Source organism: Ekhidna algicida (assembly GCF_051379705.1).
Lineage (GTDB): Bacteria > Bacteroidota > Bacteroidia > Cytophagales > Cyclobacteriaceae > Ekhidna.
Window position 1 is genome coordinate 1,105,125 of record NZ_CP179868.1, and the last position, 16,890, is coordinate 1,122,014.

General features: G+C 40.5%; 14 protein-coding genes. 12 read left to right on the forward strand and 2 right to left on the reverse strand.

What is annotated here, in order from left to right; all coding sequences use genetic code 11:
* The first annotated feature begins 49 nt into the window (after nucleotides 1-49).
* The 6 genes from ACL8WY_RS04650 (at nucleotide 50) to ACL8WY_RS04675 (ending at nucleotide 7,693) form a co-directional block, all read left to right on the forward strand.
* The gene (locus ACL8WY_RS04650) at nucleotides 50-622 is read left to right on the forward strand and encodes an REP-associated tyrosine transposase (RefSeq protein ID WP_436517259.1); all 573 of its coding nucleotides are present in this window, start codon (nucleotides 50-52) and stop codon (nucleotides 620-622) included.
* A gap of 162 nt (nucleotides 623-784) precedes the next feature.
* Entirely contained in the window at nucleotides 785-1,510 is a 726-nt protein-coding gene (locus tag ACL8WY_RS04655) for a hypothetical protein (protein WP_436517260.1), read from the forward strand.
* A 58-nt stretch (nucleotides 1,511-1,568) separates the two neighbouring features.
* Nucleotides 1,569-1,745 carry a hypothetical protein gene (locus ACL8WY_RS04660; RefSeq protein WP_436517261.1) on the forward strand — a complete coding sequence of 59 codons (177 nt, stop codon included), beginning with the start codon at nucleotides 1,569-1,571 and terminating at the stop codon, nucleotides 1,743-1,745.
* A complete protein-coding gene (locus ACL8WY_RS04665; RefSeq protein ID WP_436517258.1) occupies nucleotides 1,738-2,139 on the forward strand; it encodes a hypothetical protein in 402 nt (133 codons plus the stop codon). Before ACL8WY_RS04660 ends, ACL8WY_RS04665 begins: the two co-directional genes overlap by 8 nt.
* 318 nt (nucleotides 2,140-2,457) lie before the next feature.
* Entirely contained in the window at nucleotides 2,458-6,474 is a 4,017-nt protein-coding gene (locus ACL8WY_RS04670) for a BACON domain-containing protein (RefSeq protein ID WP_436517262.1), read from the forward strand.
* On the forward strand, nucleotides 6,386-7,693 hold the full coding sequence (locus tag ACL8WY_RS04675) for a hypothetical protein (protein WP_436517263.1): 1,308 nt from the start codon (nucleotides 6,386-6,388) through the stop codon (nucleotides 7,691-7,693). Before ACL8WY_RS04670 ends, ACL8WY_RS04675 begins: the two co-directional genes overlap by 89 nt.
* A gap of 460 nt (nucleotides 7,694-8,153) precedes the next feature.
* Here ACL8WY_RS04675 and ACL8WY_RS04680 read toward each other — a convergent pair whose 3' ends face one another.
* Complete coding sequence (locus tag ACL8WY_RS04680; protein ID WP_436517264.1) at nucleotides 8,154-10,712, reverse strand: ABC transporter permease; 2,559 nt, start codon at nucleotides 10,710-10,712, stop codon at nucleotides 8,154-8,156.
* A gap of 3 nt (nucleotides 10,713-10,715) precedes the next feature.
* Nucleotides 10,716-11,438, reverse strand: a complete 723-nt coding sequence (locus tag ACL8WY_RS04685; RefSeq protein ID WP_436517265.1) for an ABC transporter ATP-binding protein — start codon at nucleotides 11,436-11,438, stop codon at nucleotides 10,716-10,718.
* Nucleotides 11,439-11,568: 130 nt separating this feature from the next.
* Here ACL8WY_RS04685 and ACL8WY_RS04690 point away from each other — a divergent pair, with 130 nt between their 5' ends.
* The 6 genes from ACL8WY_RS04690 (at nucleotide 11,569) to bcp (ending at nucleotide 16,855) form a co-directional block, all read left to right on the forward strand.
* Nucleotides 11,569-12,249 carry an arylesterase gene (locus ACL8WY_RS04690; protein ID WP_436517266.1) on the forward strand — a complete coding sequence of 227 codons (681 nt, stop codon included), beginning with the start codon at nucleotides 11,569-11,571 and terminating at the stop codon, nucleotides 12,247-12,249.
* A 54-nt stretch (nucleotides 12,250-12,303) separates the two neighbouring features.
* Nucleotides 12,304-12,471, forward strand: a complete 168-nt coding sequence (locus ACL8WY_RS04695; protein WP_436517267.1) for a PLDc N-terminal domain-containing protein — start codon at nucleotides 12,304-12,306, stop codon at nucleotides 12,469-12,471.
* Between the two features lie 83 nt (nucleotides 12,472-12,554).
* Nucleotides 12,555-13,865, forward strand: coding sequence for a tRNA (N(6)-L-threonylcarbamoyladenosine(37)-C(2))-methylthiotransferase MtaB (gene mtaB, locus ACL8WY_RS04700; RefSeq protein WP_436517268.1), 1,311 nt, complete (start codon nucleotides 12,555-12,557; stop codon nucleotides 13,863-13,865).
* Nucleotides 13,866-13,961: 96 nt separating this feature from the next.
* Nucleotides 13,962-14,570, forward strand: a complete 609-nt coding sequence (locus ACL8WY_RS04705; protein WP_436517269.1) for a fumarylacetoacetate hydrolase family protein — start codon at nucleotides 13,962-13,964, stop codon at nucleotides 14,568-14,570.
* 3 nt (nucleotides 14,571-14,573) lie between these two features.
* The gene (locus ACL8WY_RS04710) at nucleotides 14,574-16,406 is read left to right on the forward strand and encodes a M23 family metallopeptidase (RefSeq protein WP_436517270.1); all 1,833 of its coding nucleotides are present in this window, start codon (nucleotides 14,574-14,576) and stop codon (nucleotides 16,404-16,406) included.
* Nucleotides 16,403-16,855 (forward strand): thioredoxin-dependent thiol peroxidase, encoded by a 453-nt coding sequence (gene bcp / locus ACL8WY_RS04715; protein ID WP_436517271.1) that lies wholly within the window; start codon nucleotides 16,403-16,405, stop codon nucleotides 16,853-16,855. The genes ACL8WY_RS04710 and bcp overlap by 4 nt, the downstream gene beginning before the upstream one ends.
* Nucleotides 16,856-16,890 lie beyond the last annotated feature (35 nt).

The window sequence follows — 16,890 nt, forward strand, 5'->3', positions numbered from 1 at the left end:
AGGATAAGTGATGGAGCGACTTGGGCGGAAATAGAATAAAGAATTAAAAATGAGTAGTAAATACAAAATGAATAATCCAGAAGGCATCTACTTCCTATCAACGGCGGTCGTAAACTGGATAGATGTATTTACAAGAATGGAATACAAGGAAATCGTTTTGGATAGCTTAAAATATTGCGTCAGCAAGAAAGGAATGATTTTGTATGGATACGTCATCATGACCAATCACATTCATTTGATCATTGGAAGAAGATCTGATGGTACTGCCTTTTCTGATATGATCCGAGATTTCAAAAAATTCACGTCTAGTCAAATCATAAAAGCAATTGAAGATAATCCACAAGAGAGTAGAAAGGAATGGTTGCTATGGATGTTTGAAAGAGCGGGAAAGAAGAATAGTAATAATACAAAATACCAGTTTTGGCAACAGGATAATCATCCAATAGAATTAGCGGGAGACTGGATCGATCAAAAGTTGGAATATATACATCAAAATCCGGTTGAAGCAGGAATTGTGAGGGAACCGGAAGATTACAGGTACTCCAGTGCTGGCAATTATGCCGGAAAGGGAGGTTTGGTTGAAGTAATTTCAGTTTACGATGGAGCAGGGATTTCAGTTTAGGAATAGCGGCACAAGTCGCGCTAGCACACTAGCCGCGCAGGAAGACTTGCGCCATAATGGGGCTTATAGCTCCAGTATGAAATGGCTTACCGTCCTGAATAGAATAGATACAAGTGACTATCCTTTTTATTTGAGATCAAAATTTAGAAGATAGAAATTTTAATGAGAGAAAGAGTATCTATCCTAAACATAGTAGTAATTATTCTGCTGCTTACCTCTTGCTCTATCAACAGAAGGTATTATTACGATGACAAATCAATTTCGAAACCTGCTGTTTTCATTGAACCTATTATTGATGTGAGGTATTCATATTCTATAACGTCAATTAATAATCAAAAAACATTGAATGGTTTTATCAAGGATTATGAAACATCGATTTTGTTAAAGAAAAAAATAACAGAACACTTGCAAAGAGTTTCTATTGATTCGGCAAATTTAAAACCATATATAATAGACTCGCTCACTCTGAATCTTCCTCCAGGAAAACTGATTGAGACATTACGCGAAAATTATGGAAGTTCGACAGGTATCGACTATTATTTTCCGAAATATGAAAAGGTTTATGATAATTATTTAGAGAAAAATAATTTTAAAGGTGCGGCGATATTCGTTTACATTTTTCAAATAAGTCTTAAAAGAGATCCTGGCTTAGGAAAAGCATTAGGAAATGTGCTTTTGTCAAACGACGATGTGCCGTATTTGGAGGGATTTGTAGGAATCTACAACTTCGATGAAGATATAGTTGAATATTATTATGAGCTATCCGAGAAAATTGATTTGGTCAACAACTTTGATAGAGATATAGATTATTTAATATCCAGAATATACAATGGATTGCCCCAGGAATATACTAACATCTTATCGCGCAAGTTTTCCGGCGAAGGATGAGTGATGGAGCGACTTGGGTATGACTCGAATGTGAAATTGAAAATGATTAGAAGAATAAATGATAAAGAAAGAAAGTAGCAGTAATGAGATGAGCACAAGTCCTGCTACCGCCACTGCCAAGGCAGGAAGACTTGCGCTAGCGGGGGGGAGTTTTGGAATAGGATGGCCGGTATTTAATTCAGTAATTAATGGAAATACAAATTATGGTCAAACCATAATCTTTGGTAATGAATAGAGTATTATCAAAACGATTATTGAAGAACTTAATAGGATGCATGCTTATTATAGGAATTTCCTTAGTTTTTATTAAAGTATATGATCCTTACGAAGAAGAACTTGATGAAGCAAGAAAAAGATTGAGACTTTATACTGTGGTCGAATTTGAGCACGACCTAAACATAACAGTGGGTAGTACTTTCAACCATAGGGGAACTTGCGCAGTTGAATTGAATGATTCAACTGGCTTTTTTCTCAAGCATTCGAGAAATTATAATTACTCTGAGCCATGGTTGAATCGCTTTTTAGAATCAGGAGACAAATTAATGAAAAACAAAAATTCGGATACATTATGGATTGAGAGGAGTGAGAAAAGGTATTTTTTTATTCTAGGCGAATTTATTGGTGAATAGAAAAATTACCTCTTATCGCGCAAGTTTTCCGGCAAGGATAAGTGATGGAGCGACTTGGGCGTAAATAGAGTGAAGAATTAAAAATGAGCAGTAAATACAAAATGAATAATCCAGAAGGAATCTTCTTATCGCGCAAGTCTTCCGGCGAAGGATGAGGGATGGCAGGACTTGGGCGGAAATAGAATAAAGAATTAAAAATGAGTAGTAAATACAAAATGAAAAATTCATAAAGATATCACCACACTAACATAACGACCACCAATAACCATTCTCAGATTAAAGAGAGAGTAAAAAAGAATACGATTATAGATTTATAAAATGAAAAAAATACTCACTATACTACTAGCAGCTTTAGGCTTAGCTTCTCAAGCACAAGTAGCACCTTCACCAGATGCCATGGGTGTGGCAAATACCGGAAACGCCGAAGATCTCTATCGCGGCTATGTGACAGAAATGGTCCCTATCTACACGGTTGCCTCAGAGAACGGATATCAGGTACCTGTACAGCTGATCTACCAAACCCGCGGTATCAAAGTAAGTGATATAGCTTCCTCAGTCGGGCTTGGATGGAATCTATCAGCCGGAGGTGCCATCACTCGCGTAATGAGAGACCAGCCCGATGATCAGTCGACTTTTACCGAAAACCTTACCTCTTCCATCGTTTCGGCAGACCAGGTATCAGGCACGAAAGGGTATGACTTTGAAAAAGATATTTTCTATATCAGCTTTCCAGGGGGTGGCGGCAAATTCATTTCTACTGCAAACAAGATGACTGGTACGTCCGCCAATCGGAATTCATTTCATGGCTTGCCATACAACGATCTGAAAATCTCCTTCTTCAAGACCAGTGATTTAAACTCAAGATTTGAGGTATTAGATACGCAGGGAATAAAATATGTATTTGGGAAAAATGATGCTGCCAGGGAAATAACTACCAGCCAGTCTTATGAACAAGGTCAGATACCTAAAGCAAACGAAGATTGGACATATATATCCACTTGGTTTCTTGAGGAAATAATTTTCCCTAATCTGCCTGACACTGAAGAAAACAGAATCATATTTACTTATCAAAAGGACCAAAGTCTAACCAATTCAAATACCGTATCTTCTAAGTCATATGATTTAGTTGAAGATCACCAGGTTTACCTTGCCTGGAGAACAGATTCAGGTAATACCATTACCTTTTATGATCCAGTGTCATTCGACAATCCAAACATTAATCCTAAACCAACGATCACATTTGATTTTAGTGTAGATGCGCCTCAAAGCCTGCCGTTTAGTTCCCCATTTCCCAGGCCATTTAGCTTCACTAGCTATAATATATTTAACGATACAGGATGTAAGGATATACCAAATTGTTCTGCAGCATATTCCGCTTTTATTAACTACCAACCATGGCTTGACTTTCCACTTTGGGTAGTGGGTTCAGGAGGGTATGTTAAAGACATCAATTTGTTTGATCAAAACTCTGTGCAATATTATACAGCTCAGTCTGTGGGTGGTCAGAAGCATCAAATTTCTGAAGCTAACATTTCGGCCTCAAGACTCAAAAAAATTGAAAGTAAAAAGGCGACAGTTACCTTTAAGTGGGGCAACAGGTCAGACATAACTTCTTTGAAAAAAATAGATGAAATTTTAGTGAAAGATCATGCTGGAGTGCTTGTGCACGACATAGATCTTGGCTACAACTACTTTGACGCTGGTTGTTCTGACTCAGAGGATTGTAAGAGACTTAAACTAACCTCAGTTTCACGTAATGGACAAAGTCTTGCCACTTTCACCTACATGGATGATGCTAGTCCTTCCGTAGACCTTCCTAAAAGATCGTCGGTTAAAAAAGATGTATTCGATTTTTTCAAAAACTCAGTTAGTGGAAAATTTGGATCAGTAGATTACAAAATAGTCCCTGAAAGGATTAACGATCCCGACCCTAAATTAAATAACGTGCCATTTTATGATTACAGCGCTAATACAATTTCACTTGGAAGTCAGAACAGGACCCCGAGCTCAGATGCGAAAGCAGCAAGTTTGTGGAAAGTTGACTACCCAGGAGGAGCCCAAAAAACTTTTTCCTACGATACGAAAAATTCAGGCGGCATTGTAATCACAAATATTTCGGTTGAGGATGGTAAAGGAAACATTGCCGTAAATAAATCATATACCTATGATGTACCAATTGGAATGAAGTCCTCATTGCATACGCCTTTATCCGGTACAGTTACTCTATTTTCAGATTCTCCATATCTTGGATACGACCACCTTTCGATTGGTGGCTATAGAGACGTTACTGTGACTGACCAATTGACCAATATAGTATCAGAATACGAATTCTATACTAATCAAGAATCTGAGTCGAGTGTTAAATCTCATTGGTCAAGTAGCTGGACTAAAATAGGATCTTTGCCATCCAACGCAGGTCCTATGTTGCCACCATCATTTAGCCCTTTCCCAGGTCTCCCAAAAAACATTACGATCAAGGATGCAAATGGTAATATTATCAAAAGTGAGTTTTTCAATTATTTGTATAGTCAATCAGCAACTTTTACTTTTACTGAACATGCGATTTCGCTAAGTGATAATGGAGAATATGCCTTGGCGGAAGTTGATCAGAAATGCAGAACTTTTCAATTAGACAACCGCAAGATTTCAAATTACGAAGATGACGTATTGATTTCAGAAACAACGGTAAACTATTCATATCTATCCACTTACAAAACATTACCCAACATCGTTACAACATATAGGAGCGATGATAATGGAGCAGAAGAATATAATTCGCAGGTTGAGACATATTATCCAATGAATGAATCCAATATAGATAAGGTTTATTCAGCAAGCGTTCTTGGAGAGATGGTTGAAAAACACATGATAGGTGTACCAATTCAGGTAAAATCTAGACTCAAAACACCAGATAATGGGGCTTATTTGGCCTCCGACATTAGAGTTACAACTTATCGAAAGCAACATGGACTAATTCAGCCATATGAAACCTATTATCAGCCCATTGAAACATTGGGTATATATAATACCAATGACCTTAAGTTAATTAAATCGCTTTCTTATAATGATGATGGATTATTAGCCAGTTCATCCACTGGAGATGGAATAGCCACACGATTCAGCTACGATTCACAAGGGTACATGGTTTCCAAAACCATTGACCCTGGACCATCCGCCATGGAACAAACTACAACATATACTTACAAGCCACTGGTTGGAGTTGAAACAGTTACAAATCCACTCAACGAGACGATTACCTATGAATATGATGATAAAAATCGACTTAAACTCATCAGAGATAAGGATGATAATATCGTAGAACGCTACAGATATAACTTCGGCAATGAAAGCAATTTGATTGATGCTAGCATTACCCATTCCGGGCCGTACGTGAAAAATGAACCAGTAAGTTTTAATGCTTCTAATGTCCAAGTGTATGGATCTAGAGAGTATAAATGGGATCTGAATGGAACAGAAAAAAGCGGCAAGAATGTTTCGAAATCTTTCGGCTCATCGGGCAACAAGACCATCAAGTTGAGCATCATAAGCCCTGAATACTCCGAACCATTCAATGATGAAATATCAATATACATTCATGACGATTTTTGGAGTGTTGATGCAATAACCGGAATAAACAATGATATTATCTGTCAAGATGGGACACAGAATGGTGAGCCATGGTATATCGGTGGGCAATTCTTATACGCTGATTTAAACCAAGGTGGCCATGCTTGCGAAACTTCCGGCTCGTGGACCTACGATTGGGAATACAGCCTTAATCAATCCAGCTGGCTCAATTTACCAAACAACACGGAATCGTTTGTTGAATTTCCCCAGACCTTGGGGAATATAGATGACATCATCTACATAAGGGTTCGGGTGAAAGATTGGTGCAACGATTGGAAAATAAGCCCTACACGAACAATCACTGTTACAGGGGCGTCATGTTCATCAGGTGGAGGAGATAACGGTGATGGAAATCCCCCTACCGGATGCACAACATCTATTTCCACTACTCCAAGCTCACATACTTTTGGAGAAAATGGAGGAACATTATCAAACGTTGGAGTAAACAATGTGGGATCGCTCTTTACGATATCAGAAAGTATGAGTTGGATTACAACTCAAAAAAATGGCACTACTTTCAATATTACCTGCCAGAGTAACGGTGGTAATCCACGTAGTGGTGTAATTACGATTACCGCAGATGGATGTACGTATCAAATGTCAGTAAATCAGGATGCAAATGCCAATAATTCTTGCCCTACTGGATGTACATGGGATTTTACAGACGGAAGATGTGAGGATTCAAACGGATCACCTTGTGCCATGTAAGTTTTTAATATACTGTTTAGGGATACTAATATTTTCGAGCTGTTTTGCCCAAATAAAGTTTGATGCAAAAGTCTCTGACAAGCACCTGAATAAGGTAGAGAAATCAAAGGATGCAAGAGCTAAGCTCAAAAGCTACAAGAAGTTCTACTCCAAAGACAGCATAAAAGCAGCCAGACAAGCCTGGAAAGACTATAGAAAGAACAACAAAGACAGCTTGAAAGCCGAAGGCAAGTGGAAGGATATTAAGGCACATCGGCGAGAAGTCCTGTTGGGTAAATACAATCAAAACAGCGGCAGATACTTTGTAGATCCTGAACTATTTAGCCCCCCTCAAGATTCGATGGATTGGGCCATGCAGGAACTGGCAAAATCAGGAGATTTTCAGTCGATCCAAAAGGTCTATGAAGCCTATGGTCAATATGACTCGGCCTACCTTGATCGGTTTAAACTTGATTCCATGCAGCTCGACAGTGGCATGCTAGCAGAACGTTTTGCAGTTAAGGAAAGACTTGAGTCCTACCTTCCTCCGGAGCTGGCACAATCATCCAATCAAAAAATCGAACAACAGATGATGCACGGCCAATTGGATCAATTTGGTCAAATCCAACAAATAGATCGATCGGGAGTCAAAGATTTTTTTGAGAACATCAGTCCTGAAGAGTTTGCCAAATCACAAGTTTCCCTCAACGCCGCTAAAGAAAAATACGCAAGCCTTGCCAATCTCAGCAATGAAGAAGAAGGTGTCAAGCGTAATTCACTTAAAGGCACCCCGCTAAAGAATCGTTTCTTTCTCAATGGCAATATTGCGATTCAATCAACCGATCCGGTGATCCTTGATTCAAATATTCAGTTGGGTTATCAATGGACCAAGAAGCTATCCACAGGCATCGGATTGATGATTCGCGAGCAAGTCAACAACCGCGATTCAACTTCAATCACCGGAGATGCGCATGGAATTAGCACCTTTGTTAATTATGATATTTTGAAAGGATTCTTCCTATATGGTGAATACCAGCGTGTGAAGAATAAGTCACTGTTTTCAGAGTCTACACTTCCAAATAAGTGGGAAACTGCTATGTTGGTAGGCGCAGGACGTAAGTTTACTATCGCCAAAAAAGTGAGCTTGAGCGTAATGCTACTTTTCGATCTGAACTATAAAAGCAATACACTGAACCGGCGCCCACTTGTGCCACGAATAGGATATATGGTGAACTTTTAAATAGCCCTGACTAGGTTATTTCCGAAATGTGTGATGGCGTGACTTGTGGTTGGTTTAGGTATTGTAAGAATACTGAAATTAAATCCTTATCCGTTGTGGTCGGGATTTTTTGTTTGGCTTAAAATTGGAATGGCCTCAAGTTGCAAACTTGCAGCAGCAGTCTAAACAGACATCCGTTTTCCTTCCTGCAGATTGCGGCGACCTAGACAGACATCTGTTTTCCTTCCTGCAGATTGCAGCGACCTAGACAGACATCTGTTTTCCTTCCTGCAGATTGCAGCGACCTAAGCAGACATCTGTTTTCCTTCCTGCAGATTGCAGCGACCTAGACAGACATCTGTTTTCCTTCCTGCAGATTGCGGCAACCTAAACAGACATCTGTTTTCCTTCCTGCAGATTGCGGCGACCTAAACAGACATCTGTTTTCTTTCCCGCAGGTTGCAGCGACTGTTCATTGTAATCACCCTTCCCTCCTCAACACCTCCATTGGCGACTGACGTACTACGCTACGACTGTTGAGTAGGCCAATCAAGACACTCATACCGGTGACAGCTACGAACACAATGCCGATCTGAACCGGATTTGGGACAAACGTAAATTCAAACAGAAACTGGCCAAGCAGCGTACAAAATAAGGCTGCCAGAAAAATGCCACTAATCGCGCCTAGACTCCCCAGAAAAAAGTATTCAGCAATCGTAATCGTCCAAAGTTGCTTTTTGGAAGCACCTAACGTGCGCAGAAGCACATTCTCTTGCACCCGCTGAAACTTGCTCAGGATGATTGAGCTGATCATCACTATGATGCCCGTGCCAATACTGAAGAACGCCATAAACTGAATCACAAAAGCTACTTTGCCCAGCACATCTTCCAGGGTCTTCAGGATCAGCTCCAGGTCTATGATCGAGACATTGGGAAATTGCTTGACCACCGCTTGTTGATATTTTACTGACGTCATCATTTCATCGATGCGTGTAACCAGCACATGAAACTGAGGTGCTCGCTCTAATGCTCCAGTGGGAAATAAAACCAGGAAGTTCGTTTGTACCCGGCGCCAATCGATTTCTCTAAAACTGCCCACGTATACTTTCACCAACGCTCCCTGTACATTAAACAGCAACTCATCACCCAATTCAATATCCAGGTTGTCTTTGAAGCCTTCTGAGATACTGATATAGATACTATCGTTACGCACCTCTCCTATCCACTCACCTTCTACAATTTTCTCCGAATCAATCAGCGAATCGCGATAAGTCACGCGATACTCACGGCTATACGCCCAGTCCGAAATAGAAACCGTCGTATCATTGTATGCTTCATCCTTGGAAAAACCCTTCACTTCAAGCAAGCGCATGGTTACGACCGGTACGTCCTGAATCACAGGTAAATCATATTCTTTGGTAAGCGCCTTCACCTCATCATGCTGCTCATCCTGAATATCGAATAACACTGTGTTTGGCCGATCATTAGCAGCAGATAATGACACCCGCTGCACCAACAAATCCTGCATGAAATAAAGTGTCGCCAGAAACGACGTTCCAAGTCCCAGCGCCATGATGAGTATCACGGTCTGATTATTTGGTCGATACAAGTTGGAAAAACCTTGCCTCCAAACATAGCTTAGGTTCTTTGGCATTAGCTTCCTTGTTAGCCAGCTAATCCCTTTGCCAATCGCTCCAAGAAATACGATGGCTCCAATCAGAATACCTGAAAAGGCCAGTGCCTCTCCTATGGATTGAATTTGCCAATACACCGATACAAAAATGAATAGTGCTATGCCTCCTATAATCGGAATGAGTAGCTTATCAAACTTGAACTTATTATCTCCAAACCCGAGCCGAATGGCGGAAAGTGGACTGATTCTACGCAAGCCCACAAGCGACAATAAACCGAACAAAAGTGAAATGATTATACCGATGAGAACACCTACAAACAATGCTGGCCAGTAAGGAACCGGATCCAGATCGATAGGTAGAAAATCTTGCACCACTACTGGCAAATACATGTGAATCACCAATCCTAAAATGCTCCCGATAAGTGCTCCTATGAATCCAAACAAGGTGACCTGTATCAGGTAGACACTCACGGCCTGTTTTGCTTTCATGCCCAAACATCTGAGAACAGCCACCGCCTGCACTTTACTTTTTGCGTACACATAAATGGAGCTTGCCACACCTAAACAACCTAAAAGCAACGCGGTAAAAGCTACCAGCTCAAGGAAGTTGGAAAGATTTTCAAAGTCCTCTCCCGTTTCCCGCTTTTCTTCCTCCACCGTTTCTACATCATAACCTTTGCTTTCGGTAAGATTAGCAACCTTACGCCACTGCTTGGCCGTATCTTCCGGATTGTCTGAGAACATGAAGTAATGGATGTAATTAACACGGCTACCATTCTGAACCAATCCGGTTGAATCCAGATACTGATAGGGTATGTATACCACTGGAGAAACAGAGGATGAAACATCGGTCTGACCTGGTATCTGGGTAATTGCTCCAATGATCTCGAAAGTCAGTGCTCCTACACTTAAGCTATCGCCAACCTGTGCTCCATACTGGAGCATCATCTTTTCATCTACAAGCGCAAATCTATCCGACTGAAATTGCTTGGAAGCTTCCGCAGGCTTGGTAGCGATTTCACCATAATACGGATACTCACCTTCCAATGCACGCACTTGAACCAAACGGGTGCCGCTGGTTTTCGGAAACATCACCATTGAGGCGAAATAGTTTTCATGCGAATAACCCACGGTCATTGACTTGAATGACTGAAGCAAGGTATCTGGCAACTCTCGGCGACCTTGGATACGGACATCTGACCCTACAAGTCCCTTCGCCTGATTGTCAATTTCAACCATCAAGTTCTCGCGAAAAGAAGTGATCCCAACCATGGCTGCTATACCAAGCGAGATCGATGCGATGAAAAGTAAAAGCTTGCCTCGGCTTTTCCTGCTATCACGCCATGCCATTTTCCATGGCCATGACCGACTGTATTTTGATGGTTTGATCGTAATGCGTTTATCCATAGACTAGGAAGCTGCAGTTCTCATGCGTGAAATGTTCTTTCCTTTCCGCTGATCAATGATCCTACCTCCTTTTAACTGTATAATCTGATCTGTCTTTTCTGCCAGCTCCAAATCATGAGTCACCAGTATGAGTGTAGTTCCTTTTTCCTGGTTGATTTCAAAGAGCAAATCTTCCACCGATTGACCCGTCTCCTCATCCAAATTGCCGGTAGGTTCATCGGCAAATAATATTTCGGGTTCGTTTGAAAAAGCCCGGGCAATAGCCACACGCTGCTGCTCGCCCCCGGAAAGCTGTGATGGATAGTGATGAACTCGTTCACCAAGACCTACTCGCTCAAGGAGCGATGCTGCTTGTGTTCGAGCTGTTTTAACGCCTTGCAGTTCCAAGGGAATCATGACATTCTCCAGTGCTGTCAATGTTTGAATCAGCTGGAAATTTTGGAATACAAAACCTACATGTTGATTACGTATTTGAGCCATCTCATCTTCGGTCAGACGATCAAGTAAAATTCTATTCAGTGTAATTGAACCCGAGGTTGGGCGATCAAGACCTGCACAAAGTCCTAAGAGAGTCGTCTTACCACTACCGGACGGACCCACAACAGCCACAGAAGCACCTTCAGCGACTTTGAAATTAATATCTTCCAATACATGGACTTCTTTGCTTCCATTTCTGAAAGTTTTGGAAGTGGATGAAACCTCTAAAATCGGCGAATCGTTTGGCATGTATAAAATTTTAGAAATGTAAACGCAAAGCCCTCACACTTGTTTGTAACTTAGGCTCATTACATCAAAAAAGAGCTAAGCGGCGTATATGTTACACCACTAAGCGATTAATATCTTATAACAACACTTCATGTTCTCACAAGTTCGAAATTTAGTTTTAATCGGTCTCTTGATTAGCTGCGGTACAGCAACAGAATCAAACACGAATACGTCAGAAACAATAGCCGAGAAAAAGGAAGCTCCAAATCCTGAGACCAGCTCAGCAAAGATCATCCTCTTCTTTGGCAACAGCATTACCGCAGGGTATCAGCTGGATATGGATCAAGCTTTCCCAGCACTCATTCAAAAGCGAATCGACTCATTGGGATTGAATTATAAAACCATCAATGCGGGCTTAAGCGGAGAAACGTCAGCAGGTGGGAAAAGTCGGATTGACTGGGTGCTCAGAACCGTGCCGGACATATTTGTTTTGGAACTGGGTGCAAATGACGGCTTACGAGGATTGCCATTGGATGAAACCGTTAAAAGCTTGCAGGCCATCATCGATGCGGTAAAAAAAGCTAATCCGGATGTGGAAATTGTTATCGCAGGAATGATGGTTCCCCCAAATCTTGGTGAGGATTACACGAGTCAATTCAAGAATATTTTCTCGGAGCTTGCTGAAAAAAACAATGCTGTCTACATTCCTTTCATTCTAGAAAATGTGGCCGGCATTCCCGAACTCAACTTATCGGATGGTATTCATCCGACCCCAGAAGGACATGCGATCGTTGCGGAAACTGTTTGGCAATATATTTCACCACTACTATGAGATTGCTTTTATAGCCTATAATGGCGATATTGAAGTAACTAAAACCTAACCTTTATGAATAACATACTTTATATCGTCGCAATCATTTGCGCAGTGTGGGTCATCTATGATGTTTGGACCAAACAAAAAATGAGTGGAGGATCGAAAATTATCTGGACGATCTTCGCGCTCCTATTTAGCATCATCACTGCTATCATCTACTATTTCATGAAAAAGAAATAGTTAAAGAGAAGCCCATAGCAACTATGGGCTTTTTTAGTACTCCCTCTTTAATCTGAATCATTCGTCTTAACTTTGCGGCTCGCATGCAAAAGGTCGCTTTTTATACACTTGGCTGTAAGCTGAATTATTCCGAGACTTCCTCCATCTCCCGGATGTTTGAGGAGAAAGGCTATGCAAAAGTCAATTTTACGGAGGAGCCGGATATCTTCATCATCAACACCTGCTCAGTCACAGAAAACGCAGACAAGAAATGTAAGAAAATCGTCAAAGAAGCCAAGAAGATTTCTCCCAGTAGCTTCGTCACCATTATTGGCTGCTACGCGCAGCTTAAACCCAAAGAAATCTCCGAAATCCCCGGTGTAGACGCAGTTTTAGGTGCTGCCGAGAAGTTTCGCCTTTTCGACTATCTGGATGATTTCACCAAGGGTGGTGTGTATGCTTCTGAAATTAAAGAAGCAAAGACTTACAATGCTTCATATTCTATCGCAGATCGGACACGGACCTTTTTGAAAGTACAAGACGGATGTAACTATGGATGTGCTTTTTGCACCATACCTCTTGCCCGTGGTAAAAGCAGAAGCGATACAATAGCCAACATTGTAAATCAGGCAAAAAAAATCGCTGAAACGGAGGTAAAAGAGGTCGTGTTAACTGGGGTAAATATTGGCGATTTCGGTATTCAAGATGGAAGGCGCAAGGAGAAATTTATTGATCTGGTCAAAGCCCTTGATGAGGTAGAAGGAATTGATCGGTTTCGTATTTCTTCTATTGAGCCTAACCTTTTGTCCAATGAGGTGATTGAGTTTGTCGCACAATCCAAGCGATTTGTTCCTCATTTTCATATTCCCCTTCAGTCTGGTAGCGACAGCATTCTGAAAAAGATGAATCGCAGATATTTATCGGATCTCTATCGAAGTAGAGTTGAAAAAATAAAATCGTTGATGCCTAATTGCTGCATCGGCGTGGATGTCATTGTTGGTTTTCCAGGGGAAACGGAAGAAGAGTTTCTCACCACATACAATTTCCTGAACGAGCTTGACATTTCATACCTGCACGTGTTTACCTACTCTGAACGACCAAATACCAAGGCAGTTGAAATGGAGGGCGTTATTGATCTTGCCGAAAGAAATAAGCGATCTAAAATGCTGAGAGGATTATCCGAGAAGAAGCGGAGATATTTTTATGAACAGCAACTTGGTGCTACTTCGGAAGTGCTGTTTGAGGAAGATGTGCAAGAAGGTATCATGCATGGATTTACAGAGAACTACGTTCGAGTGGCTGCAAAATATGATCCTATACTAGTCAATGAAGTCAAGAAAGTGATTCTGAAAGAAATCAATGCGGATGGCCAGGTTGAGGTTGCTGAACCGGAAGAGGTTTTGACGCATCATTAATCAAGTCAATCTTTCTTCTCCTTTCATAAAAAGATTCCATGGCAAGTCTTAATTGCCCCACAATGCTGATTATTTTTGATCTATATAATACAGAACATGAAAATCATTTGCATCGGAAGGAATTACGCAGAGCATATCGAGGAGCTTGGAAACGAGCGGCCGGAACATCCTATCATTTTCCTGAAACCCGATACTGCGCTTCTCAGAAATAATGACTCCTTTTTTTATCCTGACTTTTCAAATGATGTACATCATGAAGTAGAAATATTGGTGAAAATCAAAAAAGAGGGAAAGTCCGTTCAAAAAGAATTTGCTCATCAATACTATGATGAAATTGGATTAGGCATTGATTTTACTGCACGAGATTGGCAAACAAAAGCGAAGGAAAAAGGTCATCCATGGGAAATAGCGAAAGCTTTTAATGGTTCGGCTCCAATATCGAATTTCCTCTCTAAGGAAAATCGCGATATGGCAGATGTGAATTTTAAGCTTGAGATAAATGGAAAAGAAGTGCAAAATGGAAACACAAGTTTAATGCTCTGGCCAATCGATGAAATCATTGCTTATGTTTCTAGGTTTATTCTATTAAAAACCGGCGATATTATTTTCACAGGAACTCCAAAAGGCGTGGGTCCGGTTAAAATTGGAGATCGATTGGTAGGGTTTTTGGAAGACAAACAGATGTTTGATTTTGAGGTTAAATAATTAGTGAAGTTTTTACCATCAACCATTCTTTTCATTTTAGCTCTTGGACTTTTCGGACAGGACTTGAAATCGATCGATTATCAATTCCCCATAAATCCCGGTCAGCAGAATTATTTAGCTGGCACTGTGGGAGAAATTCGGAGTTCCCATTTTCACACAGGTATCGATGTAAAAACAGGTGGTCGAACCGGGTTACCGATTTACGCTGTTGCCGATGGATATATTGCGAGAATCAAAGTTTCTGCCTCCGGATATGGATATGCGCTCTATATGAAGCATCCAAACGGTACCTTTTCTGTATATGCTCATTTGGAGGCGTTTGATCCAAAAATTGCAGCCTGGATTCTTAAAGAGCAGTATCGCAAGAAATCTTTCGAAGTTGATCTATTTCCTGAAGCAGCTCAGTTTGCCTTTAAAAAAGGTAATATCATAGGTTATTCAGGTAACACTGGCTCTTCCAGTGGTCCACATTTACATTTTGAAATTAGGGATGCCAATCACCAACCCATTGATGTGCTTACGTTAGGATTTAAAGAAATTCGGGATAAGATTCCTCCAGTGGTAAAAAAGGTCGCTTTTGTAACACTGGATGGTGAGGCTCGAATCAATGGCTTCTTTGGTAGGTACGAGTTCGACCTTATTAAAACAGAAAGCTGGTTCCAGACAAAAGAACCCATCTATCTACAAGGAAATATTGGCGTAGAAATTTATTCTTACGATCCAATGGATGGAATTCCGAATAAAAACGGAATTGTAAAAACCACTTTTCAGCTTGATGGCGATACGCTATTTTCTGAGCATAAAGAATTATTTTCCTTCGGAAAGCAGCGAAACGTGTTGGTTCACTATAACTATCCTGCATATAAGAAAGGAAGCAGGCGGTTCAATAAACTCTATCTGGCCGATGGCAATGAACACAACATTTACAACATAGTAAATAGAGGTATCCGCTTCGAAAATCAGCGAGAGATTCTGATCAACACGGAAGACAGCTATAAGAATTCATCGACTACTCGGATACTATTAAACTCAGATAAGGTAACTGAAATACCTACTTTGAAAAGTGTCGAGCAAATTGGTAATTTTTTACACTTCAAATCCTCACAACAGGCTTCAGTATTGCTTGATGAATGGATCAATTTAGCGCCATATCAGGAAGGTGACGAATACAAATATTATCTATGGGATCTCAGAAATGGCACTCCCAAAAGTCTTTTTATCGAAGGCGAAACCATACCAACAAATTTGGTTGGGCTACTTCCTTCACATCAGGAAATCAGCTACATCCAGCCAGAGTTTACACTCAGCTTGACACGCAGATCACTGTTTGATACGGTTTTTCTTGCATTTGAAAAGCGAATTGATTCTGCTAAAAATATGGAACTGTTTCATTTCAAAAATCCTACTCAGCCAATCAGATCCAATGTGAGCATCACCCTTAATCCTCAATTATCTTACAATCAGGATAAAGCAATGGTGTACTCTGTTTTCGGTAAACGATTCAACTTTATGGGAGGTGAATGGGAAGACAATCAGATTACTTTTTCAACCCGTGACCTGGTAAACTATACCATTTTGGAAGATACTATTCCACCTTCCATTACCTTAAAGATGGCCAATTCGGATATGCTTAAGTTCCGTATTGATGATGAATTATCCGGCATCAAAAGCTTTAAAGCATCCATAAATGGCGAATTCGTATTGATGCATTATGAACCTAAGCGCAAATTGCTTTGGTCTGAGAAGTTGAATAAAAACATTCCTTTCAGAGGAAGGTTTATGTTAGAGGTAATTGATAATTCGAATAACGAAACGATATATACTAAAACACTATGATAACACTGAAACCGGGTGACAAAGCACCAGAATTTGAAACTAAAGATCAGGATGGAAATGCGGTAAAGCTATCTGACTACAAAGGGAAGAAAGTGGTTTTATACTTTTATCCTAAAGACAATACACCGGGGTGCACTGCCGAATCTTGTAACCTAAGAGATAATTATGAAGCGCTGCAATCCAAAGGATATGAAGTTTTGGGAGTAAGTAGCGATGGAGAAAAATCTCATCAGAAGTTCATTGCCAAGTTTGATCTTCCATTCAAATTACTCGCCGATGAGGACAAATCAGTCCATGAAGCATTTGGCACTTGGGATCTTAAAAAATTTATGGGTCGGGAATATATGGGTACGCTGAGATCAACATTTATTATTGACGAAAAAGGCGTAATCGAGGAAGTAATCGAAAAGGTGAAAACCAAAGATCATACCGCTCAGATATTGAAATAAGATCAACTTTCGTATCAACAAAGCATAAAAAAAAC

Coding starts and splice junctions, on each gene's coding strand:
- ACL8WY_RS04685 (WP_436517265.1), bottom strand. CDS start 11,438: ATGCCAAACGATTCGCCGATTTTAGAGGTTTCATCCACTTCCAAAACT.
- mtaB (WP_436517268.1), top strand. CDS start 12,555: ATGCAAAAGGTCGCTTTTTATACACTTGGCTGTAAGCTGAATTATTCC.
- ACL8WY_RS04680 (WP_436517264.1), bottom strand. CDS start 10,712: ATGGATAAACGCATTACGATCAAACCATCAAAATACAGTCGGTCATGG.
- ACL8WY_RS04660 (WP_436517261.1), top strand. CDS start 1,569: ATGATAAAGAAAGAAAGTAGCAGTAATGAGATGAGCACAAGTCCTGCT.
- ACL8WY_RS04670 (WP_436517262.1), top strand. CDS start 2,458: ATGAAAAAAATACTCACTATACTACTAGCAGCTTTAGGCTTAGCTTCT.
- ACL8WY_RS04675 (WP_436517263.1), top strand. CDS start 6,386: ATGCCAATAATTCTTGCCCTACTGGATGTACATGGGATTTTACAGACG.
- ACL8WY_RS04655 (WP_436517260.1), top strand. CDS start 785: ATGAGAGAAAGAGTATCTATCCTAAACATAGTAGTAATTATTCTGCTG.
- ACL8WY_RS04705 (WP_436517269.1), top strand. CDS start 13,962: ATGAAAATCATTTGCATCGGAAGGAATTACGCAGAGCATATCGAGGAG.
- ACL8WY_RS04690 (WP_436517266.1), top strand. CDS start 11,569: ATGTTCTCACAAGTTCGAAATTTAGTTTTAATCGGTCTCTTGATTAGC.
- ACL8WY_RS04650 (WP_436517259.1), top strand. CDS start 50: ATGAGTAGTAAATACAAAATGAATAATCCAGAAGGCATCTACTTCCTA.
- bcp (WP_436517271.1), top strand. CDS start 16,403: ATGATAACACTGAAACCGGGTGACAAAGCACCAGAATTTGAAACTAAA.
- ACL8WY_RS04695 (WP_436517267.1), top strand. CDS start 12,304: ATGAATAACATACTTTATATCGTCGCAATCATTTGCGCAGTGTGGGTC.
- ACL8WY_RS04665 (WP_436517258.1), top strand. CDS start 1,738: ATGAATAGAGTATTATCAAAACGATTATTGAAGAACTTAATAGGATGC.